The organism is Streptomyces zagrosensis, assembly GCF_014203645.1.
In the GTDB taxonomy this organism is placed as follows: Bacteria; Actinomycetota; Actinomycetes; order Streptomycetales; family Streptomycetaceae; genus Streptomyces; species Streptomyces zagrosensis.
In genome coordinates this window covers 221,794-245,454 of record NZ_JACHJL010000001.1, presented here as the reverse complement: position 1 = coordinate 245,454, position 23,661 = coordinate 221,794, and the positions used below count along the sequence as shown (strand labels likewise).

The following is a 23,661-nucleotide window of genomic DNA, read 5'->3' as shown; positions in this document are numbered from 1 at the left end:
TTCCAGGGACCTGGCATACGCGCAGGTCAGAGGCCAATTCAGCGTTCCAGCGTCCCGGATGGATGCGATTCCATTGCGGCTCAGGCTCGTTCATGGCGGAGTTGCCCCATGAACACGCACTCGCACACCGAGACCGCTACTGACGCCGGGACCGGCACCATGGCCGCCCCGGCCAGCACTTCCCGTATCAACTCCCGGGCCCGGTTGGGCCGCCCGGCTGCCATCGGCCTCGCGGTGCTGACCGCCGCCGCCACCGCTACCGCTCTCGCCCCGGCCGCGAACGCAGCGCCGCACTCGGCTCCGGCCCCGGTCTCGTCGGAGCCCGCGTTCCTGGCGCCGAACGAACTGCCGCCGCACCGGACGTCCGCCTGGTACGCCAGCGACGTCACGCCCGGTACGCCGGACCCGCTGCCGTTCTGCTTCGGCCCCTCGCTGCCCGGTGCGACCTCGGTGCACCGCAACTTCTGGACCGAGTACGACACCGGCGCCGTGCAGGTGACCGTCGTAGGACGGGACCAGGCGGACGCCAAGTCACTGGCGGCGCTGTTCAACAAGGCCATCCGCACATGCGCGGACCAGGCCGAGCAAGAAGATCCCGACGTGAAGGCGGAGTTCCGCGACTACGGCCGCATCAACGTCGAAGAAGGCGCGAACGTCTACGGCATCCACACCGCGCACGCGTCGGGCCCCTCCGACATCAACCTCTTCTCGGTCGGACGGGACGGCAGGACGGTCACCGTGGTGAAGTGGGGCCAGATGGGCAACTTCCAGCACGCCCAGGTAGCCGACTTCAAGCGGACCACGACGACGGCGGTCAACAAGCTCTACTGATCCGTAGGGGCGGTGCCCGTACGGCAGCGGCCCGCTCCCCCTCGCCCCATCTGGTGCGCGAGGGGGAGCGGGCCATCGTCGCGTCCGCGGATCGGGGATCGCTGACGCGTGGCGCGGGATCGCTGGCGCGTGGCGCGAGGACCGCTGACGCGTGGCGCGAGGACCGCCGCCGAGCCGGCACGTGAGGAACGAGCCGTCCGGCTCACTCCGTCACTTCAAGAACGCGCCCTTGTCGAAGGCGTTCAGGCCGTTCGCCCAGATCTGGTCCACGCGGCTGGTCTCTTCCTGGTTCGGGTTCGGGTTGGTGCAGGAGGGGCCGGGGCCACCACCGGACATCAGCTCCTCGCACGGGCCCTCGTAGTGGTCCGGAAGCCCAAGGACGTGGCCGGTCTCGTGCGCGGTGACCCGGGTCGAGTCGAACTCCTGGTTCTGCTTGTAGTCCAGGAAGATGTAGCCGCCGCCGTGCCCGTCGGTGCTGGCGTACGAGCCGCGCGGGTCGTCGCCCTCGCGGTACTCGAAGTCGCCGCCCGAGCCCTCCTGGAGCTTCACGTTGGCGACGTGGGAGTTCCATATCTCGGTGCTCTTCGCGATCTGCGACGAGAAGGTGGGCGCCTGGCTGGCGTCGTAGGTGACAGTGACGGCCCGCTCGCCGGTCTTGGCCTGCTTGGCCTTGGCCGAGTTGATGACGGCCTCGAAGAACGCCTTGGTCGCCGCGGTGTCCTCGGCGGAGCCGTTGTAGGCGGCAATGCTGGCAGGGGTGGACCGGTGGGTGGCGTCCGCGGTGACGGAGGCGGAGGCTGGGAGCGCCGTCATGGTGGCCAGCCCGAGGCCCAGCGAAACGGACAGAAATATCTTGGGGTTTTTCACGTGGGGGGATTCCTTTGTGCTGCCCGAAGGTCAAGCGATCGCCGTGGGGTAGCGGTCAGACCGTCCGGAACATTGGTCCCGCCGAGTGTCAGGGAGGTTCCGCTCGATGCGGATGATGCCAATCGGCCATAGCACGAAGCTATGGGGCAACTAAGCCGACTAACAGCGCCTATCTCCACATATCGGCACAGCACGGCATCGAAAGCACCTCGGTACGACGTCGCCACTCATCGCGCCATGCGCCTGCCCCTGGCACAAATGAACGGTTTGTGTGTCTGGTGTGTGTCGTGTGAGCGCCGTTATGCTCCGGCCGTGGAGCTCGACGTGAGACACCTTCGTGCGCTATGTGCTATTGCCGACGCCGGCAGCGTGCGCAAGGCTGCGCTGCAACTGGGCATGACGCAGCCATCCCTCACCACGCAGCTCAGGCGCATCGAGAACGCGATAGGAGGCCTGCTGTTCACCCGGGAGCAATCGGGCAGCCAGCCCACGCCGCTCGGGCGCTCCGTGCTGACGCGGGCCCGACCGATAGTGGCCGATATGAGCGCCTTGGTCACGGCCGCCAAGGATGCCGCGGCTCATGCCAGCGGGGCACATCTGCGCATCGGCAGCACCGGCAACCGCGCCGTGGCGGGCTGGTTGCGCAAGCTGCACGCCCGACTGCCCGACGCGGACACCACGATCCATGTCGATGTGTCGGCAACGATGCTGCTGCAGATGGTGGCGACCCACCAACTCGACATCGCGTTCGTGCACGAATTCGCCGGCTTTCCGCTGCCGGTGCCCGGTGGTGTCGAGCGGCGCATCTTGGTCGCCAAGGAACCGCAGTTCATCGCGCTGTCGGCGAGCCACCCGGCGGCGGGCCGCCCCGTGGTGCGGCTCTCCGACCTGGCCAATGACCGCTGGGTGGTGGACCTGACCGTGGATGACGAGTGCGCCGCGCTGCGCCGGGTCTTGAGCGACGCCGGGCTCAACCCGCGCATGGTTCACGTCAGGGACAACACCACGGCCGCCGAACTGGTCGCCTCGGGCGAGGCGGTCTCGCCGTGCCAGCCCACCACGGTTACGCGTGAGGGGATGGTGATCCGCCCGCTGCTCGACGATCCGCTGACCGTACGGCTGTTCACGGTGTCTCGGCCGCAGGCCACCACTGGACCCGACGCCGACGCGCTCCACGCCGACCTGAAGTCGGCCTATCTCGAACTGGCGTGGGCGAACACCGCTTACCGGCTGTGGCTGCTACGCCACAACAGTGCGCTGCTTTCGCCCGATGAGGTCGCTTCGGATGACCGCGCCCGGTCGGCCACCGCCTCGCGCCTGACACCTACCCCGATCACGCTGCCCGTTCCAGGGCCTGCTCCAGAGTCGGCACCGGCCTGAGCAATCCCGTGAGGTCGGCGATCTCCATCAACCGCAGCGTGATCGCGTGCGCGCAGACCAACCGCAACCGCCCCGCACGACTGGCCATCCGCTCCTCCGCGCGCACCAGCAGAGCAAGTCCGGTGCAGTCGAAGAACGTCGTATGACGCAAATCAATCACCACGAGTTGCGCACCGGACGGCGCGGTCGCCTCGTCAAGGGCGCTCCTGATCTCCTCGGCGGTGGCGAGATCCACATCCCCGGACAGTTCCACGACGGTACTGCCGTGCACTGCGTACGACCGTGCCAGCCGCGCCCCGGCGTCCCTCACGCTCGCCCCACTGACATCGCTCACCTTCACGCCATCCCCGTCGCAACGCCCCGTTTCCCCCACAGCCCGTACGCCCCCCGTTCCCCCGGTTGCTCCCGAATCCTGCGCATTTCCCGTGCCCCATGTCTCCCCCAGGTTTCCCAAGTGCCCCTCAAAGGCACCCGCCCGCCCAGCCTCCATCGAACCGGGAGCCGCTTGCACACGGGAGAACGCGACGATTTCTCCGCGCTCCTCCGTCGCCGTCCTTCGCTGCTGGTCACAGCCCATGTCGAGGTCCCCGTATCCGCCTGTCCTGCCACCTTGGTACGGGAACGCCTAGTGCCCGGTGCCTGGTGCCCCTGGACGTCGATTTCACGCCATCAGGAGCTGGGGTGACAGGCGGGTCAGGTTAGCGGTGTGTGACCACGGGGCGGGATGAAGGAACGATTCTTTCGAGCCAAAGAACACTCGTATGAGTGAAGACACCTAGCAGAGCTTCTTGTTGATGGGCTGTCGAGCAGATGACCAGACAGTGGTATTCACATGACGAAAAGCGAGGCAAGCACGAGCGGCCCGGCTGCTCACGGCAGCCGGGCCGAGCAACCGGGCCGCGCGCGTCCTCCCTTACCCACTCATCCGGGCATCGGCGGCGGTACCAGCGCCGCGGGTGCGGGGCGTCGCCAGCTCAAGCGCGTTGACCCACAGCCCCGTTCGGCGCGTTCCATCTGAATGCCGATGTTCGTCAGGCCGTTGACACAGGTCTGGTAGGCGCCGGTGGCCCCCGCCGCCTTCGGGTAGCGAGGGGGCTTTCGCCATGCTCGGGTTGACGAGCAGCCGTCACCGCAGGGCAGCGATGGCCCGCACGACTAGAGCTCGCGCTTCTGCACCGTAGACCGCCATGCTGCGAAGCCGCTCGAACGCCCGCAGATAGAGTTCCACTTCGGCCGGTTGCGTGATCCGCACACGCGCTGATAGCAGCTCGACGGACACGATCTTGTCGTCGTACATGTGGAAGGTCTCGACCGGCCACTGGTCACGTTGCTGCGTCGCATGCGGGATGACGCCGAGTGAGACAGTCGGCAGCGCTCCCGCTGTGAGCAGGTGACCGAGTTGCGCGGCCATCGCTTCAGAGTCGCCGATTTGGTGGCGCAAAGCTGACTCTTCCACCAGGAGCACGAACCGGCGGCTGGCCTCGTGCATGATCCGCGATCGCTCTATGCGTGCTGCCCCGGCGGCGGAGCCATCGTTGACTGGGATCTCGCGGAAGTCGGCGATCGCGCTGAGCAGCGCCGAGGCGTACCCCTGGGTCTGAAGGAATCCCGGCACCAAAATGGACGAGTACACACGAAAGAGCTTGGTCCGCTGGAAGAGGCTCGTGCTGCTGCCCTGCAAGTGCGCCATGCCACTGCGGACCTGGTGGCGCCATTCGGTGTACATCGACTCGGCGGCCAGCACTTTGGAAAGCAGCCCTTCCACCTCCTCGGGTGCGTCGCACGCCTGACACCACAGGCGAATGTCCTTGGTCGAAGGCGAGGTGCGGGCGTTCTCGATGCGGGAAGTCTTGGAGTGATGCCAGGCGCAGCGGTGGGCCAGCTCAGTCACGGTCAGGTCCGCTCGCCGGCGAAGGTCGCGAAGCTGCCGGCCGATTGCCTGACGCGCTTTTTGGGTGGAAGACACGGACATGAGCCAGCCCAGCCGCTACCTAGCGGATCTCGTACTGCTCGTGTGGGATGGCTCGTTCCCACACCGCTTCGAAGGCGCTGGCGCACAGACGCGCCATATGGGGGTCTTCGGTGACTTCCGGTCCGCCCGACGCCCCGTCACCAGCGAAGTGATTCCAGCGAACTAGGCGACCGTCGAACAGCCAGAAGTCATTGCCGGGCAGGCTGATGTCGGATGCCTGCCGGCGTGGAAGCCACCGCACTTGTTCGCCTGCCGCCACGTTTGTGAAGGTGCCCGAGTGTTCGTAATGGATGTACTCGGACACCGGCTCGGACACGATCCGTGCACGACGTATGGCCACGCCGCGGCCGACTGCCTCGGCCACGAGATCGAGCCACGGCCGCCACCACGAAGCGCGGTCAGCCGGGTCGTACCGGACCCCTGCTCGCCAGTCGGCGAAGGGCCCCTTCTCGGCATCTACGGCGTACCAGTCGCGCATCTCTAGATGGACTGCCGAGTGCTGTGCCTGCCGAAGCTGGTCAGCGAACGGGCTCGGCGGCGGCCCCAAGGGCTTCGATGGCATCGCATGCCTCTCTGATCATGTGCACCATCCGGGCAGGGATACGGATCACAGCCTCGTGATCGGGAATACCGACTGCGTGACCTGGCAGCGAGAACGCGGTGCATTCGGCGTCCTGGTCTGCTTCGGGCTTCCATCCTTGGAATAGGAGTTCCCGCCTTGTTGTATCGATCCACACGGTGGGGCTTTCATCATCCCCCGTGTCTGGGTCGATCCCGATGAACACTAGCGACATGGCTGCCTCCGGTCACGAGCTGTGCCGATGTGTGCACATGCTCCGGCCGCTGGAGGTTAGCGGTCAAGGAGTGCCCGAGTACCTGTCACCCGGTAAGGCGTCGGTCTGCACACATCTGCACATCGCTGGCTGTAGCGCGTGTTGCGATTCTTAGCTTCTGTGCAGCGACGCTCGGCGACCCGGCGCCGGGCATGACCTGCGGAGAGGCTGCGCCATGCCGACCGAAACCAGTACGCCCACCACCCCGCCCTACGACTGGATTCCGCCCGGTGGCGGCATGCGCTGGACCAGCGTTGGTGAACTCGGCTGGCACACCCTCACCTTGCCGATGTACCTGGGCAATCGCGTCCTGGCCGAACTCGGCGACACCAGCGGTGCGGTCATCCAAGAAGACGCCGACGACCGGCTGACGTGGCTGATCGAACCGCACGCACCAGCCGTCCAACACCTGCGCGAGAACCACAACGTCACCCTGTCGGGAGACGACGGCAGTTACGTCTTCGTCCCCGGCATCACCCGTCACCACATCGTGTGGTGGCGCATCGAGCCCACCAGCAACCGGCTACTCACCGAAGCCGGCAAACTCGCCGACGCCATCACGCCGCCACCCGCCAAAGAGGGGCCGGTGCGGCCCAAGGCACCCTGAAGGCGCCCGTAGCACCGTCACGCGGCGGCCCCCGCCAGGCGTTGGCGGGAGCCGGTCGCTGCCTCCCGGGCTGGGCCGGGAGTACCGTTCTGAGTGTCTACTTCGGAACGAGGAGACCGGTATGCCCGAGCCCACTGACATCGGCACGCGCCTCTGCGACATCCGCAAGCGCCGGGGCCTGACGCAAGGTCAGTTATCCGATGCCTCCGGTGTCTCTCTTTCCCTGATCAGAAAGCTGGAGCAGCAGCAGGTAGACCGCACCCGGCTGGAGACGGCCCGGAAGCTGGCCGCAGCACTCCGAATCCCCACCTCACGCCTGCTCGATCGCAGCAACGCCGACGCCGAGCAGCACGCCGAAGGCCCTTCGGCATTGTGGCTGCCAGTGCAGCAGGCCGTCGAGCTACCCCCGCCCACAGACGCCCTCTCCGAGTCGCCGACCTTGCAGAGCGTGCAGGCAGCAGCCACTGCGGTGCGAGACTTTCGCGCGTCTGCGCGGTTGGCCGAGGCCGCAGTCCTTTTACCGCACGCAGTGCGGGATGCTGACGCGCTGGGCGACTCCGCCGAGGCGCGCGACGTGCGCGCTTACGTCCTCCAACTCGCCGGTTCCATGCTCACTCAGACCCACCAGTACGAAGCCGCCTCGGTAGCCCTCCGGCGGGCCCTCGCTACGGCGCAGGACCAGCACCGCGCAGCCTCTGTGGTGGGGACCATGTGCTGGCTGGCTGTCCGGCAGGGGCATCTGGACCAAGCGCGGAAGCTGGCCGCGGCGTGGGCAGACGACGTAGAGCCACGGATGAGTCGCGCTTCAACGGACGACCTCGCCGCGTGGGGCGAGCTGCTGCTGCACCTAGCGGCAGCGTGCGTACGAGACAACCGGCCGGACGAGGCAGCGGATGCGTTGAAGCTCGCCCACGGTGCCGCGGCGATGACCGGCCGAGACCTGCCGCTCGGCCGGCGAATGAGCCCATGGGGCCCGCTGGCCGTGGCGTACAAGAGGGCTGAGCGGCATATGGTGCTTGACCACCCTGACAAGGTGCTGGAGATCGCGCCGAGCGCCGACGCGCGAACACCAGATGCGGGAAGAAAACAAAACGCGTTCAACCGCCACCGCCTGGACGTGGCGGCGGCGTACGCCCGCATGCGCGATCACACGCAGGCCGTCGCGGCCCTATCGGACATCCACGAACGGGTTCCTGAGTGGCTGGCGCAGCAGCGATACGCGCGGGACATCCTGAGTGACGTAGTGAAGCGGCGGCGCATGCTCACGCAAGAAATGCGTCAATTGGCGGACGCTATAGGGCTACCGCTGTAACGCGTGCAACCTACATGCGGGTTACATGGGGGCTAGGCCCGTGCAGAGTGTCCTAGTCCAAACCCCAACCGCACCCTTACGTTCGGTCATCAAGTGATTACCGTTGATGACCCCGGAGGCTGCGCCATGCCGACCGACACCAGTACGCCCGCCACCCCGCCCCATGAGTGGATTCCGCCCGGTGGCGGGGTGAACTGGACCCGGGTCGGTGACCTCGGTTGGCACGCGCTGACCCTGCCGACCTACCTCGGCAACCGCGTCCTCGCGCACCTCGGTGACGGCAGTGGCGCGGTCATCCAAGAGGACATCGGCCGTGAGATGACCTGGTTGATCGCACCGCACGCACCAGCCGTGCAACACCTGCGCGCCGACGACAGGTTCACCCTGGCCGGGGACGACGGCAGCTTTCTCTTCGTCCCCGGCATGACCCGGGACCACCTCGTATGGTGGCGCATCGCCCCCGAGCCGGACCGGCTGCTCACCCCAGCTGCACGCCTCGCCGACGCCATCGCCACCACCCTGCAACGGACCACCCCGCGCCACCGCACCCCAGGCGGCGCGGCGCGATGAACCTCCCCTGGTCCCCACCCGCCAGCACCGACGCCCTACCGCTCCCCGCGGGCCACATCTGGGACGCGGTACGTACCGACGTCGCGGTCGCCCGCTGCGCGTTCGCCTTCCTCGACCACGAACACCCCACCTCCGCAACCATCATCGACGCCTTCGGCGGCTCCGCCTACTGGCTCGTCCCCAAGAGCCGGGCCACCCGCCAACCCGGCCTGCCCTGGGACCGCATGAGCCACCACGTCACCCTCATCACCGGCGAACAAGGTGCCCACTACGTCGCCGTGCCACCCGCCCACCACCGCACCAGCCCCGGCATCTACTGGCGCATCCCCCACACCTGGTCAGGCCACTACCTCACCGACCCCTACACCCTCGCCGCATTCCTCGAACCCGCCGCCCTCCACGTCCACGGCACACAAGCACTCGAAACACAGGCACTCGGGACACAAGCACTCACACAAGGGCCAACCACATGACCCGCAGCACCTACCGCTTCGTAGACATGGCCATCGGCCCCGACCCGCAAGGGGTGCCGTACGCCGTGCGCGCCACCTGCGTCACCTGCGGTGAACAGTCACCGCAACCCGAACCCGACCAAGGGCCGACAGGGCAACACAGCCAGGCGCAGCGCTGGTGCCGCACCCACGCCGCCATCGACCACCCCGGTGGCCGCCACCTCCACTACACCGCAACGGTGACCTTCGGATGGCTGGTCACCCCGGCCGAGGACATCGGACCCGCCGCCGACGAACCCGGGAGCGAAAGGTGGGAACCCATGCGTTGTCGTCATCCCCGCGCCGACGACGTAGTCCAGCTGTAGGCATCGCGTGGGCGGGCCATTCCGCTCAGCCCAAAAACACCTCTGGCCTGGCCTTTCTGGGGTGAAAGGCCAGGCCAGTTTGGTGGGCACAGACGGATTTGAACCGCCGACATCTGCCTTGTAAGGGCAGCGCTCTAACCGCTGAGCTATGCGCCCTGGCGTGAGCCGACAGCGTACCCCGATGCCGCCCCATACTCGCAAACCCGTGCCCCTGGCCCAAGGCGTTACGAGGCTGGTCGGGGGGTTGGTCGCAGGTTGCGGCGGCTTGCCCGGGTCGGGCGGGGCCGCGGGGTGGCACGGGAGGGGCAGCCACAGCAAACCGTGAACTATCCGGGCCGTGTATTCGTCCCTAACGGGTGGGAGAATGGCATTCGGGCCTGGGGCGATTTATCGGGAGAGGGTAGTGACGGCGACCACCACGCAGTCTGTACGGCTAGCACGCCGCCTACTTCATGGCCGACTGCCCGCCCCATCCGTCACCCGCGTCAAGGAGCCCGCCCCAGCCAGCGCCACCACCAGAGATACCAAGCCGGGACCCGCCAAGCCAAGAAACGCTAAGGCAGGAAACGCCAAGCCAGGACACCCCGAGCCGGGCGGCCCTACGGCCGCCCTCGCGGCAACCGGCATCGAGGCAAGCCACTGCGCCACAACCAGCACCGGTACGCGTCGCACCGTGCCCGGAAGGCCCGGCCGCGTGGGCATCGGGCGGGTTGCCGGGGACGTCGTCGCGCTCGCCCTGCTGCCCGTGCCGCTCGCGCTCGCCGCTTGGGCCGGTTCCTTCGCCGGCGGTGGTACGCGGCGGTGGTTCGGGCGGGGAGAGAGTGGGCGGGCCGATGCGCAGGTGGCCAAGGACGCCGCTGCCGCGGCGTTCTACGACTTGGACACCGCCCAGCGGGACCTGCGGATCTCCCTTGAGGTGATCACTGCCGTCGATGACTCCGCCGCCGCGCGCAAGGCCGCCAGTGACTTCGCGGCCATCGGGCAGCGCATCGACCAGGTCAGCCATGAGTACATCACCGCCGTGGACTCCCATGACCTCGACCGGGACGACCTCGAAGCCTCCGCCGCCGCCCGTGCCAGCAGCGAACTGACGCGGGCCAAGGCCGAGCTTGACCGCACCAAGAGCGACCTCGACCGGTTCGCGCAGGGGCTGGCCCCGCTGCTGCGGACGGCCGAAACCCAGCTGGCCCGGCTCGCACCGGCCGTCGAGCGAGCCCGGCAGGCACTCCTTGCGGCCAGCAACGCGCTGGACGCCGTACGGGCATCCGGACTGCGGGCCGACGATCTGGCGGCCCGACTCGCCGCGCTCTCCCCGGAGTTGACCAAGCTGAACCAGGGCGCCGGGCAGCACGGCGTACAGGAGACCATCCGGCGCGCCGACCATGTGCTGCGTGCGGCCGAAGGGGTACGCGGGGAGGCCGAGCGGTTGCCGGCGACCGCCGCGGAGATCGACAAGCGGCTGGTCTCGCTGCGTACCCGCGCCGAGGCCATCACCACCCGTACCGAGGGCGTCGAACCGGTGCTCAGCGAGTTGCGCCGCCGCTACAGCGCCGCCTGTTGGCAGGACCTCCAGCCCGTTGCGGAGCAGGCTGCGGGCTCCGTCACGCAGGCCGAGGCCAAGCTCAAAGAGGCCAGGGCGGCGCGAGACGAACAGCGCTGGCCGGACGCCATATCGCTGTTGTCCACCGCGCGGGCACTGCTCAACACCACCGATGAGGCGGTCTCCGCGGCCGGTGAGCGACTGCGCCGCCTGAACGAGGTCTCGCACGATCAGACCGGCGAGATCGAGCGCACCCGGTTCGCCCTGCGCGACGCCCAGCGGCTGGCCATGGCGGGCCGTAACACCCCCGATCCGCGGCACGCCCGCCCGCTGGACGACGCCGTCGCCCGATTGGACCGTGCGGTCGCCGGCCTGGAGGGGCGCCATCCCGATTGGTGGCACTTCCTCACCGAGACCGAGGCGGTACGGCAGAGCGTCGCCCGCGTCGTACAGGAGATCCGCGAGGAGCGCGGCGCGGCCGGCGGCTGACTTCCCCGCGCCCGGGAACTCGCGCCCGGGAACTCGCGTCCGGGAGCTGGCACCCAGGAGCCCCCGCCCAGGCGAGCGCGCCGTCCGTCGCACCGGGGGATCGCCCCACCCCCGCACCGGGTGGACGGTCTGCGCACCGGGTGGACGGTCTACGGGTTCGGGCCCCGCGGGGTCCGCATTAGGCTGCCGACATGCCTCGTTACGAATACCGCTGCCGCGCCTGCGGTGCGAACTTTGAGCTCAGTCGGCCCATGGCCGAGTCCAACGCCTCCGCCGTCTGCCCCGATGGGCACGACGACACGGTGAAGCTGCTGTCCACGGTTGCCGTTGGCGGGAGCGCGTCCGCGCCCCGTGGCGCCGCCGCCCCGGGCGGCGGTGGCGGCGGGTGCTGCGGTGGTGGCTGCTGCGGCTGAGGTACGCGGGGCGCACGGCGCGGCTCACCGCGCCGCGGGCGCACGCCTACGCGGCCGGGCCGCCCTGCCGGGGCCGGGCCCGCTGGTCAGTTGTTGGGTGGTGGTGGCGTGCCGCGGCGGCGGGCGAGTGAGCCGGACGCGGCCGAGTTGTGCACCGTGAAGGCCACCGTGCCCGGCAGGTAGCGGTCGTCCGACCATTCGATCGGGGCGCCGGCCGGGTCGGTGCTACGCCGCCGCTCACGCAGGAGTGCGTCGCCCGGCCGGCAGCCGAGCAGCCGGGCGTCGTCCGCGTCGGCGCGTACGAGATCGACGGTGTGCTGGGCATCCGCGATCATGACGCCCTGTTCCTCAAGCCGCACCGTGTGCGAGACGGCATCGGGCTTCAGCCGGGCGATCAGGGCGCCGATGTGCTCCGGGTACACCGTGCGCTCCACCATCGCCGGGCGGCCGGAGAGCGTACGAATGCGCAACACGCGGTATACGAACGCGCCGGCGACCAGGCGCAGTTGGTCCCTCTCGGTCTCATCGGCCGGGCGACGGGTGAGACCGACGACCCGGCCTCCCGGCTTCTCGCCGATGGAGCGGGCCCAGCGGGTGAAGCTGAGGAGCTCGCCGAAGCTCTGCACACGTTCGGTGCCCAGCACGACGCGCCGGGTACCTCGCCGGGAGGTGACCAGGCCGTCCGTGCGCAGCACGGACAGCGCCTGCCGAATGGTGCCCCGGGAGACCCCGTACCGCTGTGCCAGGTCGCCCTCGGCGGGCAGCCGGCCGCCGGAGCCGTACCCTCCCTCGGTGATCGCCTGCCGTAGGTCGGCCGCCACCTTCTGGTACATCGTCCGCGGCCGGTCCGCGGGCGCGCCGCCCTGGGTCGCGCCGTCCACCACTGCCGTTCTCCCTGTCTCCCGCGCTCGCCGCGCGCCGGTCCTGCTGAGGCACGTGCCCATCCGCTACGACGATCCGCACCGCCGGCGCTCGTCGCCGGGGTGTCTAGGAACGCGAGCCTAGCGGCGCCCGGCACGGTGGCCGACCGTCCACGGGCCCCGCCAAGGTGAGCAACGGATGGGCGACCCAGCGGGCTACTGCTCTCGGCGGCGGGCCAGGGTCAGCCCGTCGGCCACCTCTAGCAGGACCGAGTCAACGCGGGAATCCGCCCGTACGTGCTCGTTAAACGCATGGATCGCGGCCCCGTTGACCGAGGCGGACGAGGGGTTGACGACTTCTCCTCCGTACAAGACGTTGTCCACGGCGATCAGGCCGCCAGGACGCATCCGGGGCACCAACTCCTCCCAGTAGGCGAGGTATCCCGGCTTGTCGGCGTCCACGAAGGCCAGGTCGATGTGCGGCTCGCTGGGCATGGCGCGCAGCGTCTCCAGAGCGGGCGCTATCCGCAGTTCGATACGGTCCGCGACGCCCGCCTCCTCCCACGCCGCGCGGCCGTACGCCGTCCACTCCGCCGAGACGTCGCAGGCGATGAGCTTCCCCTCCGGGGGCAGTGCCTGGGCCATGCAGAGGGCGGAGAGGCCGGTGAAGGTGCCGATTTCCACGATGTGCCGGGCGCCGGTCAGCCGGACCAAAAAGGCCAGCAGTGGCCCCTGCTCCTGCGCCACCTGCATCTCGGCGTGATCGGGGAGCTGGGCGCGGGTGTTCGCGATGAGCTCGCGCTGCACGGGGTCGGGTGGTGGGTTGTGGTCCAGTACGTAGTCATGGAGTGCGGTCGAGCGCTTCGCGTGCCGGGTTTCGGCCATGATGTGTACCCTCCCGTTGCGTCTCGCTACTTTTCCGGGACGACGCTGCCTAACTACCCACGTAGCGCAGCACGGCAAGCACGCGGCGACTGTAGCCCGACGTTCCGGTCAGTCCGAGCTTGTCGAAGATGGCGTTGATGTGCTTCTCGACCGCGCTGCGCGACACGAACAGCCGTTCCGCGATGGCGGCGTTGCCGTGCCCCTGGGCCATCGCGTCCAACACCTCACGCTCCCGTTCGGTGAGCCTGGCGAGCGGGTCCACATGGGTGCTGCGGGCCAGGAGTTGGCGTACCACCTCGGGGTCAAAGGCCGCCTGGCCTGCGGCGACGCGTTCCAGGGCGTCCAGGAACTCGTCCACCTGCACCACCCGGTCCTTGAGCAGATAGCCCACGCCACCGCCGCCGGCGGTCAGCTCGCCGGTCAGCAGCTCGGTGGCGTAGCGCTTCTCGACGTACTGGGAGAGCACGAGTACGCCCAGGCGCGGGTAGCGGCGGCGGATCTCCAGTGCGGCGCGTAGTCCCTCGTCGGTGTGCGTGGGTGGCATGCGCACATCGACGCACACCGCGTCCGCCGGGTGTGCATCCACCGCGTCGAGCAGCGCGGTGGCGTCGCCGACCGCCGCGACGACGTCGTGGCCCTCCTCGGCGAGCAGCCGGATCAGGCCCTCGCGCAGCAGTGTCGAATCGTCGGCCAGGATTACGCGCACGGCAACTCCGCTGTGATGGTGGTGGGGCCGCCGGGCGGGCTGTCCAGCCGCAGGCTGCCGTCGATCGCTGCGGCCCGCTGGGCGAGCCCGAGCAGCCCGCTGCCCGTGGGGTCGGCGCCGCCGGAGCCGTCGTCGGTGATCCGTACCCGCAGGACGAGTGGAAGCGCCAGGTCGCCGCCGCTGGCGGCCGGATTGGTGGCCTCTGGCGCGGGGCGCGGTGGCTTGCCTGGCAGTGCGCCGGAGTGCGGCCCCGCGAGGGCCGGCACCGGGCGGGTCGCTGGGGCGCGGGTGAGGGCGATGTGGATGGTGTGGGCGTTGGCGTGCTTGATGGCGTTCGTGACGGCCTCGCAGACGACGAAGTACGCGACGGTGCGCACCGGGATCGCGGGCTCGACCGTGAGCCCGTAATCGAGGCGTACGGGCAGGCTGGAGCGTTCGGCGACGGTCTCAAGGGCCGCCCGCAACCCCGCCTCGTCGAGGACCGTGGGGTACACCCGCCACGCGACCTCGCGCAGCTCCGCCAGGGCCTGGCGGCTCTCCTCGTGCGCCTGGACGAGCAGTGCGTGGGCCCGCTCGGGGTCCTGGCCGCGGCGGGCGCGGCCGAGCAGCATGCCGAGCGCCACCAGCCGCTGCTGCACCCCGTCGTGCAGATCGCGCTCGATGCGGCGGCGCTCGTCGTGTACGGCGGCGACGACCCCGGCCCTGCTGCTGGCCAGCTCCTCGATGCGGCGACGCAGCACGTCCTGCGGAGCGACGCCGAGGAAGTGCCAGGCCAACTGGCGTTCCAAGACGACGATTCCGGCCAGGCTCTGCGCGGCGAGGAAGAACAGGAACATGCCGCCCACCGCCGCGTACACATTGGTGAGGAAGTTGCCCTTTTCGAAGATGACCCAGCCCCAGAGCAACAGCGATCCGTACCCCATACCGACCAGCAAGGCGAGCACCACGAGGCAGCCGAGCGCGCCCAGCAGCCAGTGCACCGCCAGGTAGCCGAGCGCCCTGCTGCCGCCGTAAGCCGAGCCGATCTCGACGCGCAGGAAGTACGCCAACCGCCACCGCTCCAGTCGGGCCAGCCGCCGTGCCCCGCACGCCACCACTCCAAGCACCGTCTGCCGGGCCCGCGGCCAGACGAATACGCACAGCAGGGCCAGGCCCGAGACGGCGGCGTAGACGAGTCCGAGCAGGGTCGTGCAGCCGCCGATCGCAAGCCCCACGGATATCCGCAGCCCCTGCCGCACCCACATCCACATCCACATACGGCGCACGCTAATCGCATCGCCCGGCCCGGCACACTGAGGATTTCCGCAGGCCGTGGGTGCGGAGCACGGCACACTCGGCGGGCGGCTCACACCATGGCCGGCCATGGGGCCGAGTTTCTAGCGTTCTTGGCATGACAGATCGCATCACCGACTGGGCGACCGGTCTCATGGATTCCCTCGGCGCGCCGGGCGCGGGGCTGGCCATCGCACTGGAAAACCTGTTTCCGCCCTTGCCGAGCGAGGTGATCCTGCCGCTGGCCGGGTTCTCGGCCGGGCAGGGTGACATGAACCTGCTGGCCGTGCTGGCGTGGACCACCGCGGGCTCGGTGGTCGGCGCGCTCGCGCTGTACTGGGTGGGCGCGCTGCTCGGCCGGGACCGGGTGATCGCACTCGCCGGGCGGCTGCCGCTGGTGAAGCCGGCCGACATCGACAAGACCGAGGCTTGGTTCGTCCGGCACGGCACGAAGGCCATCTTCTTCGGCCGCATGATTCCCATCTTTCGCAGCCTCATCTCCATCCCCGCCGGCGTCGAACGGATGTCGCTGCCTGTCTTCATCGCTTTGACCACGCTCGGCAGCCTCATCTGGAACACGGCGTTCGTGCTCGCCGGGTACGCCCTGGGGGACAACTGGGAGGACGTCTCGGACTATGTCTCCGTCTACTCCAAGGGCGTACTCGCCGTGGCAGCGCTGGCCGTCATCGCGTTCATCGCACTCCGGCTGACCCGGCCGGGACAGGGCAGGCGGCGCGAATAGGCGCGGCGGGGACTCCGTACGGGGCACGGGGCGCGGAGGGTTCCGTACGCGTACGGGGCACGGGGATTCCGTACGGGGCACGGGGCACGGGGCGCGCTGGCCCCGTACGCACCTCGGGGCCAGCTTCGCGCCTGGCGTACGCCCGATCGGGACGTCAGGAACTCCCGCCCGCCGCCTTGAGGAACTGGCGCAAGATCTCCTCGCCGGCCGCCACACCACGCTCCGCGAGGGCGCTGACATGCGGTGCCGACCAGTTCGCTTCGGCCAGTTCGCCGTGCCCCGGGCGCCAGCCCTGGTCGGCGGCGAGCAGCAGATCCGCATCCAGGAGGGCGTCCCCCGCGCCGAGCACCCGCTGCGCTCCGGTACGCCGCGCCACCTCGGCGACGGCGGCGCTCTTCGTCAGCGGCCTGGGCACCACGTACAGCTTGCGGCCCTGGAGCGAGACGCCCCAACCGCGCTGCTCGGCCCACTCCGTCAACTCCCGCACCCAGCCATCGGGCAACAGCGCACGCTCGACCACGAGATAGGCGAACAGGTCCTCCGCGCTGCGCTCCTTGAGCAGCCACGCCGGATCGGCGGTGGCGACCAGGTGGGCGCGTATCTCCGCGAGCCCCGCACACTCGGTGCTCAGCGCCTGGCGGACACCGCGGTGCCAATCCGGGTCGCTCTCACCGTCCACCAGCAGATGGCCGCCGTTCGCGCAGACCGCGTAGCGCGGCGGCGGGCCCGGCAGGCGGATGCGCCCGTACTGCTCCCGAGTGCGGGTCGTGGCCGGGACGAAGACGGCGGCCGACGCGAGCTCGACGAGCAGCGCGGCGGCGGTCTCGGTCAGGTACGAGAGCGGCTTGGCCTGGTACACCTCGACGCACAGCAGCCGCGGCGCCAGCGCATCGGGCACGTCGAGTGCCAGCGCGGCGGCCGAGTAGATGAGCGTCCGGTCGAGATCGCTGGCGACGAGCGTACGAGCCGCCGCGCGGGCCGCTGGGCCCGGGACGGAGCCCGCCGGGGCGGTTTCGCGGCCGGTGGGCGAAGAGGTCACCGGAGCGGTTTCGGGGCCGGTGGGTTGGGAGGCGTGGGGCGTGGTCACGAGGCGACTGCCTTTCCGTCCGCGCCGGTCGCGCCGCGCGTAAAGCGGGGGTGTATCAACCCGACGCAGCTGTACGGCAGGTCATCCACCTCCTCCACCGGGACCCCGCGCTGCTCGGCGAGCAGCCGGACGTGGTCAAGGTCGGGCCCCGCGCCGCGCTGTGCGAGGACCTTCCACGGGACGCGGCGCAGCAGGACCCGGGTGGTTTCGCCGACGCCCGGCTTGACGAGGTTCACGTCGTGGATGCCGTACGCCTCGCTGATCCGCTCGACGGCGGCCCAGCCCTCCCAGGTGGGCGCCCGCCGTGCGGACGCCAACTCCTTCGCGTCGCGGGCCACGTCGTCGGCCACCTCGGCGAAGTGGCCCGCGATCGTGTCGAGGAACATCGTGGAGAGGTCAACACCGGCCAACTCGCGATAGAACTTCGCGCCGTGGAACTGGCCGGGCCGCACCAGGTCCGCGCGGAGCACGGTGCGCGATATGAGCCCGGAGACCGTCGAGTTCAGGCACGCGGACGGGATGAGGAAGTCGTCTCGGGTCCCGTACGTCTCCACACAGCCGCCGGGGTCGGCGAGCACGGCGATCCGCGGATCGAACCCGCGTGCCCCGCCCGTTGCCTCGAACTCCTCGATGGCCTGCGCCAGTTCGCGGGTGATGGCGCCCTTTCCGGTCCAGCCGTCCACGAAGACGATGTCCACCGGGTCATGGTGCCGGGCCAGCCAGTGCAGCGCCGCGGTGTCGATGCCACGGCCGCGCACGATGGAGATTGCGTAGTGCGGCAGGTCGATTCCGTGCGCGTGCTGGGCCCAGCGGCGCATCAGCACGCCGACCGGCGTGCCCGCACGCGCCAGTGAGACCAGCACGGGCCGGGCTTCGGGCCCGCGCCCAGGGCGTGTGCCGTGTTCGGCGAGCACCGTCTCCGTCACCGCCCCCACGGCTTGCGCGATGCGAGCGGCCGAGGTCTTCAGCGCGGCCTGGAACAGCGCGTGGTACGCCTCGCTCGGCTGGTACTCGACGGGCAGCGACTCCGCGTAGTGCGCGCCCCCGCTCTGGATCGCCTCCTCCCGCTCCTCGATCGGCGCCTCCAACGTGACGGCGGAGAAGTCCTGCAACAACCAGCCGACCTCGTCGGCGGCGTACGAGGAGAAGTCGGGCCCGCGGAGCGGCTCTGGCATGGATGGCGCCTGTCGGTCGGGCGCGCCGATGGGCGCGCGCGGGGTGGGGGGCGTGTCGGGCGGAAGAGACGGCCGGGGCTGCGGGTTTGACGCGGGCCCGGGCGGGGTGAGCGCGGGGGCGTCCGGCGCGGTGGGTGGGACGTAGGACGGCACCACGGCGAACAGCAGCCGCTCCGTATGGGCGGCGAGCACGTCCAGCAGTCCGCCCGGCGCGTGCAGTGCGTCCGTATCGGCGGCCGAATCCACGACGGCCACGATGGCGTCGAAGCGGCGCCCCGGGTCGCTACCGGGGTCCACGTTGTACGCGTAACGCGGCCCAGGCCCGTCAGCGGGCGCATCGTGCGCGGGGAACGTGAGGCGGGTGCGGATGGCGTACTCGGGGTCATCGAGCGCCAGCACGGGCGACCTGGTCGTGGTCGAGTACCGCACCTCGGGCGCGCCGGTCCCCGGCCCCTGCGCCGCGTCCTGGAGCAGCAGCACCTCCTGCAACGCCTCGGCCAGCCGCAGCGGCGCGTACATCAACTCTTCGAACCCGAGCACCAGCACGCGCGACACCTCCGGCTGCGCGCCGCGCGCTGCCGCACCGTGTGCGGCCGGGTCTCGGGTCTCGGCTGCCACCGGCGTCGCGGTTGCCACCGGCGTCCCGGTTGCCTCAGCCGTCATCGCTGCCTCAGCCGTCGCCACGGCATCCACCGCCGTGGTACGCACCGCCTTCGGGCCCGTTGCCGCATCGGCGTGGAGCGCCGCGGCGATGCGCCGGGCCATGTCGGGCAGCGCGGACTCAAGGGTCGCCCGGTGCTCCGGTGTGAAGCCGTGCCGACCACCGTCGGGCAGCCCCCGGGGCCAACCGAGTGCTACGCGCCGGGCAACCACCCGGGGGCTTACGCGAACGCCCCCCGCGCCCTGCACACCAGGCTCCGCGGCCCGTACGCCAGCCTCCACCCCGCCGGCGCGCGCCCCATCGGCCCGTGCCCCACCAGCCTCCGGCGATGCCGCCGCCTCGTGCTCGGCCACCAGTGCCTGGCCGCGCGCCAGCACATCGGCCGGTAGCCGCACCGTGCCCGCCGCCAGGGCGATCAGGTCCACCCGGGCGCCCAGCGTGGCCGCGACGCGCTCCAGCTGGGCGCGGTCGGCAGCCGAGCGCATATCGACCAAGGCCACCACGACATACCGGTCCCTGGGGAAGCGCCGGTGCAACACCTCGATGGTGTTCAAGACCGTGCGCCCGGTCGAGAACTCGTCGTCCACCAGGACCAATGGCCCATCGCCTGCCAGCAGTTCAGGGTGCTCCGGTAGCAGCAGATGCGAGCTCGCGTGGCTGTGCTCCTCTTCGAAGCCGCCCACCGGCCGCACCCCGGCCACCGGCCTGCGGGTCGAGTGGAGATACGGGGCGAGCGCGAGCCCGTCCGCAACGCTGTGGCCAAGCCCGGTCGCGGTCTCCGCGTAACCGAGCACGACCGCGCGGGCCGCTTGGGTATCGCCGAGCAGAGCGCGCACCCGCTCACCGAGCCGCACCCCCGCGCCGTAGACGATGGCGGGCCGCTGCGGTACGTGTTTGCCAAGGACGTTGGACACCAGCAGATGGGCCCGCCGAGGATTACGCCGCAACGCGAGCCCCAGCAACCCCCGCAACCGCTCACCAGCACCAGCAGCACCACCGGCACCACCGGCAGCACCCCCGCCCCCGCCCCAAACGCCGCCGTCTCCGGTCAACGCGTCGCCCCCGGTCAACGCATCGCCCGAGCCCGCGGGCGCGTCCTCTAGAGCGATTCCCAGGTGGTCCGCGACCCACTGACCTGACCACATCACGCGCTGCCCCACTCCGTCGTTCCTCATGTCGCCCACATCACCCACATCATCCCGCTCTGCCACATCCCCTCCACCAGGCGCCCGGAACCGGCCATGCGCCCCGCGTCGCACGCGCTCCGGCGTGTACGCGTCCCCAGGCAAGCGAGCGCGGCCCAAGCCGTGCGTGGCCCGCACCTCAGTGCGCAGTGGGCAGCCCCGCCGAGAGCAGTTCCACGAATCCCACGCCCTCACGCGCCACCCCGAACACCTCGGCGCGCAGCACGGTGCGCTCGGCCCAGGCCCGGTGTGGCTTCACCTCGTTCATCTTGTTCGTGTACGCGGAACGCAGCACACCGCCGCCGCAGCGCTGCGGCTGGAGGATGTCGGCCGCGTCGCTGAACTCCTCATGGCTGACGACCGACAACGCGTGCACGGGTGCCACATGGGTGGGATGAATGCAGGTCTTGCCCTGAAGGCCGTTCGCGCGGTCGAGTTCGATCTCGCGCAGCAGCCCGTCCATGTCGTGCTCGATGAGCGCGGTACGCAACGCCTCGGCCTCCCCTATGAAGGGGCTGCGCCGAAGCTGCGGCTTGAACATGCGCTCGTGCGGCTTGAAGTATTCCCACACCGGGCCGGTGACCGTGAACCCGGTGCCGTCCGCGCGGCCGAGCACATTGACCACGTCCGCGATGACTGAGGCGACCAACTGCACGTCGTACGCCGTCATATCGGGCGCCCTGCGCAGCCCGTAGGCGGAGCAGAAGTCGGTGACGCCGAGCCGTAGCGCCAGCACCCGGTCCCGGTATTTGTCCACGGTGCGGGCTATGCCGCCCAGGGTCTCCGCCCGGGTCTCCAGATGCAGCAACTCCGGCGATTCCAGCACGGGCATGGCGTACAACCGCCGCTCCAGGCCCGGATCGCAGGATGCGAGCGCCTCAAGGAACGGTACGCCTCGCTCTTCGGTGAACTTGGGAAGCACAAATCCGGACAGCAGCCGTACCGAGGAGTCGAGCCTTCGGATCAGATCCGGGATCTGCTCGGCGGCCCGTACCCGGATGAAGAGCAGCGGCAACGCGGTGCCGGCGTCCCGTGCGGCCAACTCGGCGAATTGCCGAACCAGGTTCTCCTCGGCTTGCTTCACCTCGCCGTCGTCGATCGAGTCCTCTAGGCACAGCACCATCGAGACCACGCCCTGGCCTGCCTGTTTGATGATGGCGTCGGCGAGGTGGGACCGGGTGGCAGGACTGTAGAGGGTGGCTCCGAGGGCCACGGCGAGGGTTCCGGCCGGTGCGTCGGCCGTGAACTCGGTCGGCTCACGATGGAAGAGGTCCTTCCGCGCTTCCGCCGATAGATGTCCGAAATGACGCATAAAACTCCCTGAGCTGCCGCAGCCTTCCGACAGCCCGACTGGCCGGAAGCGTGGCCGATAATCGTACGACCAATGCGGGTCAAGAGTTCCCCAAGTGCATGAAAGTCCGGTAACTCACATGCATACGCAGGGTGGACTCGCTTCCCGTATCGCTTGGATAGCCACCGCTTACCCACCACTTACCCAGCGCACCGCCCCCACGTTGTTACCGCCCCCATCGGGAGGGCAGGATTGCGGCCATGACGCACGCGATGTCGAAGGGGTCGAACATCCCGCTGGAGGCAACTGCCGTACGGGCGGTGCTGCGCTGGACACCAGGGCCGGACGTACCGGACGTGGACGCCTCGGCCCTGCTGCTCGCCGGTGACGGCCATGTGCGCTCGGACGAGGACTTCGTCTTCTACAACCAGCCGCGGCACCCTTCGGGGCTGGTGCGACATTTGCCCAAAAAACGGCTTACGGAAGGACTTACGGACACCATCGAGGCCGATTTGGCGCCGCTCGATGCGGGGGTGAACCGGGTGGTGCTCGCGGCCTCCGCCGATGGCGGCCCGTTCGGCCGGGTCCGCGACCTGAGCCTGCGGCTGTACGACGCCTCGGCAGCCGATGGCACCGAACCCATCGCGGTCTTCGACGTGACCGCCGAGACAGGCGAGGAGACTGCGCTCATCTGCGGCGAGCTGTATCGGCGCGGCGAGCGCTGGAAGTTCCGCGCGCTCGGGCAGGGCTACGACTCCGGACTCGTGGGCCTGGCCACGGAGTTCGGCATCTCGGTGGACGAGGCCGAAGCACCGCCCGCTGCGCCGCCCGCCCCGCAGCCGGCCCCGCACAGCACCGACACACCGGGCCATACGGGCGCCACCATCCCGGCGGGCCCCTCGTATGCCACCGGCGCACCAGGCCCAACGGGTGCTCCCGCGCCGGGCGGCCCAACCGCAGCGCCGGGGCCTCCTGCCACCCCACCGCAGCGCGCGGCGACAGGGTACGGCTTCCCGCCGCCTCCGCCGGCGCCGCCGACCGCCCCTCCGATCGCTCCACCACAGCCCGCAAGTGCGCCCGCGTACGCCCCCGAAGGCGGGCCAAGGGGGCGGGGCGACGCCCAGTGGGCGGGGTACCCGCAGCACCCACCGGTGCCTGCGCAGCCCAGTTACGGATATCCGCAGCATCCGGCGTATGGCTACCCGCAGCACCCGCAGCGAGTGGTGCCGGTGCCCGATCCCGCCTTTCAACTTCCGCCCCAGGGGCCCCAGTTCCAGCGGCGCCACTGAGCGCCGGAAGCCGCGTCCGAGGCCGCACCCGAGGGGAACCAACGGCCCCGGATGCCGGCCTGGCGCCTCAGACCTTGGCCTTTTTGTAGCCCCGGCCCCACTGAAGTCCCCACCCGTACAAGCGGTCGATCTCCGCCTGGAACCCGTAGACGTACTTCACCTCGCGCCGCACGATGATCTCGCCCTTGACGTTCTCTATGAGCACCACGGCGCAGGACCGCGCCTGGGGGGCGCGCTCGTCGAGGATGATCTCGATGCGCGGACCGTTGCTCGGGTAGAGCGTGACCACTCCGTGCGTCCGGTCGAAGGCGGGCGTGCCGTCGTAGATGTAGACGAAGATCAACAACCGGCTGAAGTCGTCCTTGTGGTCCATGTTGATATAGACCGTCTCACCGGACGCCGAACCGAACCGGTCGTCGCCACTGAGTTGGACATAGGGCGACTCGTTCAGCGATCCGAAGAAGTTGCCCAGCGGCTGCACCACGCCCTTGCTGCCGTTTTGTAGTTCGTACATGCATGCCAGGTCGAGGTCCACATTGACCATCGCGGGCCCCTGCGCCTGCACCATCTCCGGCTTGAACATCTGGAGCGGATGCCGCAGCAGCCCTCCGCGCGGTTTGCTGTTGAAGTCGGAGGTACGCATCCGCCAGGAAAGGTTGACCCGGAGGTTGCCGGTCGCAGCGCCTTGCTTGGTCAGCGAGACGCTCGAATGCCGCTTGGTCAGCTCGACGGCCCCAGAGGCGCCACCGCTATCGAAATTCTGTCCCGCTCCACGTCCCCAGCCGTCCCAGAACGGCATCGCTCCCACCCCCATGTCCGACGACGTCACGCAACTTCGCGGGGCGGGCCGCGAGGTGCAACCTCGCGGCCCGCCCCGT

24 protein-coding genes and 1 tRNA gene are annotated in these 23,661 nt (G+C 69.8%); 11 read left to right on the top strand and 14 right to left on the bottom strand.

The genetic code is table 11. The annotated features are described in order from the left end of the window. Positions 1-108 precede the first annotated feature (108 nt). Positions 109-831: a hypothetical protein gene (locus tag FHS42_RS01085; protein ID WP_246494090.1), complete on the top strand. Its 723-nt coding sequence runs from the start codon at positions 109-111 to the stop codon at positions 829-831. A gap of 210 nt (positions 832-1,041) precedes the next feature. Here the strand turns inward: FHS42_RS01085 and snpA are convergent, their stop codons facing one another. Further along, a complete protein-coding gene (gene snpA, locus FHS42_RS01080) occupies positions 1,042-1,698 on the bottom strand; it encodes a snapalysin (protein ID WP_184568569.1) in 657 nt (218 codons plus the stop codon). A gap of 324 nt (positions 1,699-2,022) precedes the next feature. Here snpA and FHS42_RS01075 point away from each other — a divergent pair, with 324 nt between their 5' ends. Continuing rightward, a complete protein-coding gene (locus FHS42_RS01075; RefSeq protein WP_184568568.1) occupies positions 2,023-3,078 on the top strand; it encodes a LysR family transcriptional regulator in 1,056 nt (351 codons plus the stop codon). Here FHS42_RS01075 and FHS42_RS36490 read toward each other — a convergent pair. From FHS42_RS36490 to FHS42_RS36485, 4 genes are all read right to left on the bottom strand, one after another. Further along, positions 3,032-3,412, bottom strand: coding sequence for an anti-sigma factor antagonist (locus FHS42_RS36490; RefSeq protein ID WP_312866653.1), 381 nt, complete (start codon positions 3,410-3,412; stop codon positions 3,032-3,034). The genes FHS42_RS01075 and FHS42_RS36490 overlap by 47 nt on opposite strands. Before the next feature lie 792 nt (positions 3,413-4,204). After that, on the bottom strand, positions 4,205-5,050 hold the full coding sequence (locus FHS42_RS01065; RefSeq protein WP_184568567.1) for a helix-turn-helix domain-containing protein: 846 nt from the start codon (positions 5,048-5,050) through the stop codon (positions 4,205-4,207). 19 nt (positions 5,051-5,069) lie between these two features. Next, complete coding sequence (locus FHS42_RS01060; protein ID WP_184568566.1) at positions 5,070-5,612, bottom strand: DUF6879 family protein; 543 nt, start codon at positions 5,610-5,612, stop codon at positions 5,070-5,072. After that, positions 5,569-5,844 (bottom strand): hypothetical protein, encoded by a 276-nt coding sequence (locus tag FHS42_RS36485; RefSeq protein ID WP_246494089.1) that lies wholly within the window; start codon positions 5,842-5,844, stop codon positions 5,569-5,571. Before FHS42_RS36485 ends, FHS42_RS01060 begins: the two co-directional genes overlap by 44 nt. A gap of 214 nt (positions 5,845-6,058) precedes the next feature. Here FHS42_RS36485 and FHS42_RS01055 point away from each other — a divergent pair, with 214 nt between their 5' ends. The 5 genes from FHS42_RS01055 to FHS42_RS01035 all read left to right on the top strand — a co-directional run bounded on the left by FHS42_RS01055 (position 6,059) and on the right by FHS42_RS01035 (position 9,189). After that, complete coding sequence (locus tag FHS42_RS01055) at positions 6,059-6,490, top strand: hypothetical protein (RefSeq protein ID WP_184568565.1); 432 nt, start codon at positions 6,059-6,061, stop codon at positions 6,488-6,490. A 121-nt stretch (positions 6,491-6,611) separates the two neighbouring features. Then, positions 6,612-7,802, top strand: coding sequence for a helix-turn-helix domain-containing protein (locus tag FHS42_RS01050; protein ID WP_184568564.1), 1,191 nt, complete (start codon positions 6,612-6,614; stop codon positions 7,800-7,802). Between the two features lie 126 nt (positions 7,803-7,928). After that, positions 7,929-8,372, top strand: a complete 444-nt coding sequence (locus FHS42_RS01045; protein WP_184568563.1) for a hypothetical protein — start codon at positions 7,929-7,931, stop codon at positions 8,370-8,372. After that, positions 8,369-8,845, top strand: coding sequence for a hypothetical protein (locus FHS42_RS01040; protein WP_184568562.1), 477 nt, complete (start codon positions 8,369-8,371; stop codon positions 8,843-8,845). Before FHS42_RS01045 ends, FHS42_RS01040 begins: the two co-directional genes overlap by 4 nt. Beyond that, entirely contained in the window at positions 8,842-9,189 is a 348-nt protein-coding gene (locus tag FHS42_RS01035; RefSeq protein ID WP_184568561.1) for a DUF7848 domain-containing protein, read from the top strand. Before FHS42_RS01040 ends, FHS42_RS01035 begins: the two co-directional genes overlap by 4 nt. An 80-nt stretch (positions 9,190-9,269) precedes the next feature. Here FHS42_RS01035 and FHS42_RS01030 read toward each other — a convergent pair. Continuing rightward, a tRNA-Val gene (locus FHS42_RS01030) sits at positions 9,270-9,345 on the bottom strand. A gap of 517 nt (positions 9,346-9,862) precedes the next feature. On the opposite strand from FHS42_RS01030, the gene FHS42_RS01025 reads away from it, so the two are divergent. After that, a complete protein-coding gene (locus FHS42_RS01025) occupies positions 9,863-11,218 on the top strand; it encodes a hypothetical protein (protein WP_312866652.1) in 1,356 nt (451 codons plus the stop codon). A 191-nt stretch (positions 11,219-11,409) separates the two neighbouring features. Beyond that, positions 11,410-11,631, top strand: a complete 222-nt coding sequence (locus tag FHS42_RS01020) for an FmdB family zinc ribbon protein (protein ID WP_184568560.1) — start codon at positions 11,410-11,412, stop codon at positions 11,629-11,631. Between the two features lie 86 nt (positions 11,632-11,717). Here FHS42_RS01020 and FHS42_RS01015 read toward each other — a convergent pair whose 3' ends face one another. The 4 genes from FHS42_RS01015 to FHS42_RS01000 form a co-directional block, all read right to left on the bottom strand. Then, positions 11,718-12,515: a GntR family transcriptional regulator gene (locus tag FHS42_RS01015; protein WP_312866651.1), complete on the bottom strand. Its 798-nt coding sequence runs from the start codon at positions 12,513-12,515 to the stop codon at positions 11,718-11,720. A 192-nt stretch (positions 12,516-12,707) separates the two neighbouring features. Beyond that, complete coding sequence (locus FHS42_RS01010) at positions 12,708-13,376, bottom strand: O-methyltransferase (protein ID WP_184568559.1); 669 nt, start codon at positions 13,374-13,376, stop codon at positions 12,708-12,710. A gap of 49 nt (positions 13,377-13,425) precedes the next feature. Further along, the gene (locus tag FHS42_RS01005; RefSeq protein ID WP_184568558.1) at positions 13,426-14,082 is read right to left on the bottom strand and encodes a response regulator transcription factor; all 657 of its coding nucleotides are present in this window, start codon (positions 14,080-14,082) and stop codon (positions 13,426-13,428) included. After that, a complete protein-coding gene (locus FHS42_RS01000; RefSeq protein ID WP_184569010.1) occupies positions 14,073-15,332 on the bottom strand; it encodes a sensor histidine kinase in 1,260 nt (419 codons plus the stop codon). The genes FHS42_RS01005 and FHS42_RS01000 overlap by 10 nt, the downstream gene beginning before the upstream one ends. 140 nt (positions 15,333-15,472) lie before the next feature. Between FHS42_RS01000 and FHS42_RS00995 the strand changes: the two genes are divergently transcribed. Then, positions 15,473-16,096 (top strand): DedA family protein, encoded by a 624-nt coding sequence (locus FHS42_RS00995; RefSeq protein WP_184568557.1) that lies wholly within the window; start codon positions 15,473-15,475, stop codon positions 16,094-16,096. Between the two features lie 154 nt (positions 16,097-16,250). Here FHS42_RS00995 and FHS42_RS00990 read toward each other — a convergent pair whose 3' ends face one another. The 3 genes from FHS42_RS00990 to FHS42_RS00980 all read right to left on the bottom strand — a co-directional run bounded on the left by FHS42_RS00990 (position 16,251) and on the right by FHS42_RS00980 (position 21,515). Continuing rightward, entirely contained in the window at positions 16,251-17,024 is a 774-nt protein-coding gene (locus FHS42_RS00990) for an HAD family hydrolase (protein WP_184569009.1), read from the bottom strand. Between the two features lie 155 nt (positions 17,025-17,179). Beyond that, entirely contained in the window at positions 17,180-20,164 is a 2,985-nt protein-coding gene (locus FHS42_RS00985; RefSeq protein WP_184569008.1) for a phosphoribosyltransferase, read from the bottom strand. Between the two features lie 178 nt (positions 20,165-20,342). Further along, entirely contained in the window at positions 20,343-21,515 is a 1,173-nt protein-coding gene (locus FHS42_RS00980; protein WP_184568556.1) for an HpcH/HpaI aldolase/citrate lyase family protein, read from the bottom strand. A gap of 239 nt (positions 21,516-21,754) precedes the next feature. On the opposite strand from FHS42_RS00980, the gene FHS42_RS00975 reads away from it, so the two are divergent. Then, the gene (locus tag FHS42_RS00975; protein WP_184568555.1) at positions 21,755-22,783 is read left to right on the top strand and encodes a TerD family protein; all 1,029 of its coding nucleotides are present in this window, start codon (positions 21,755-21,757) and stop codon (positions 22,781-22,783) included. Between the two features lie 67 nt (positions 22,784-22,850). Here FHS42_RS00975 and FHS42_RS00970 read toward each other — a convergent pair whose 3' ends face one another. Then, positions 22,851-23,582, bottom strand: coding sequence for a TerD family protein (locus tag FHS42_RS00970; RefSeq protein ID WP_184568554.1), 732 nt, complete (start codon positions 23,580-23,582; stop codon positions 22,851-22,853). Positions 23,583-23,661: the final 79 nt, after the last annotated feature.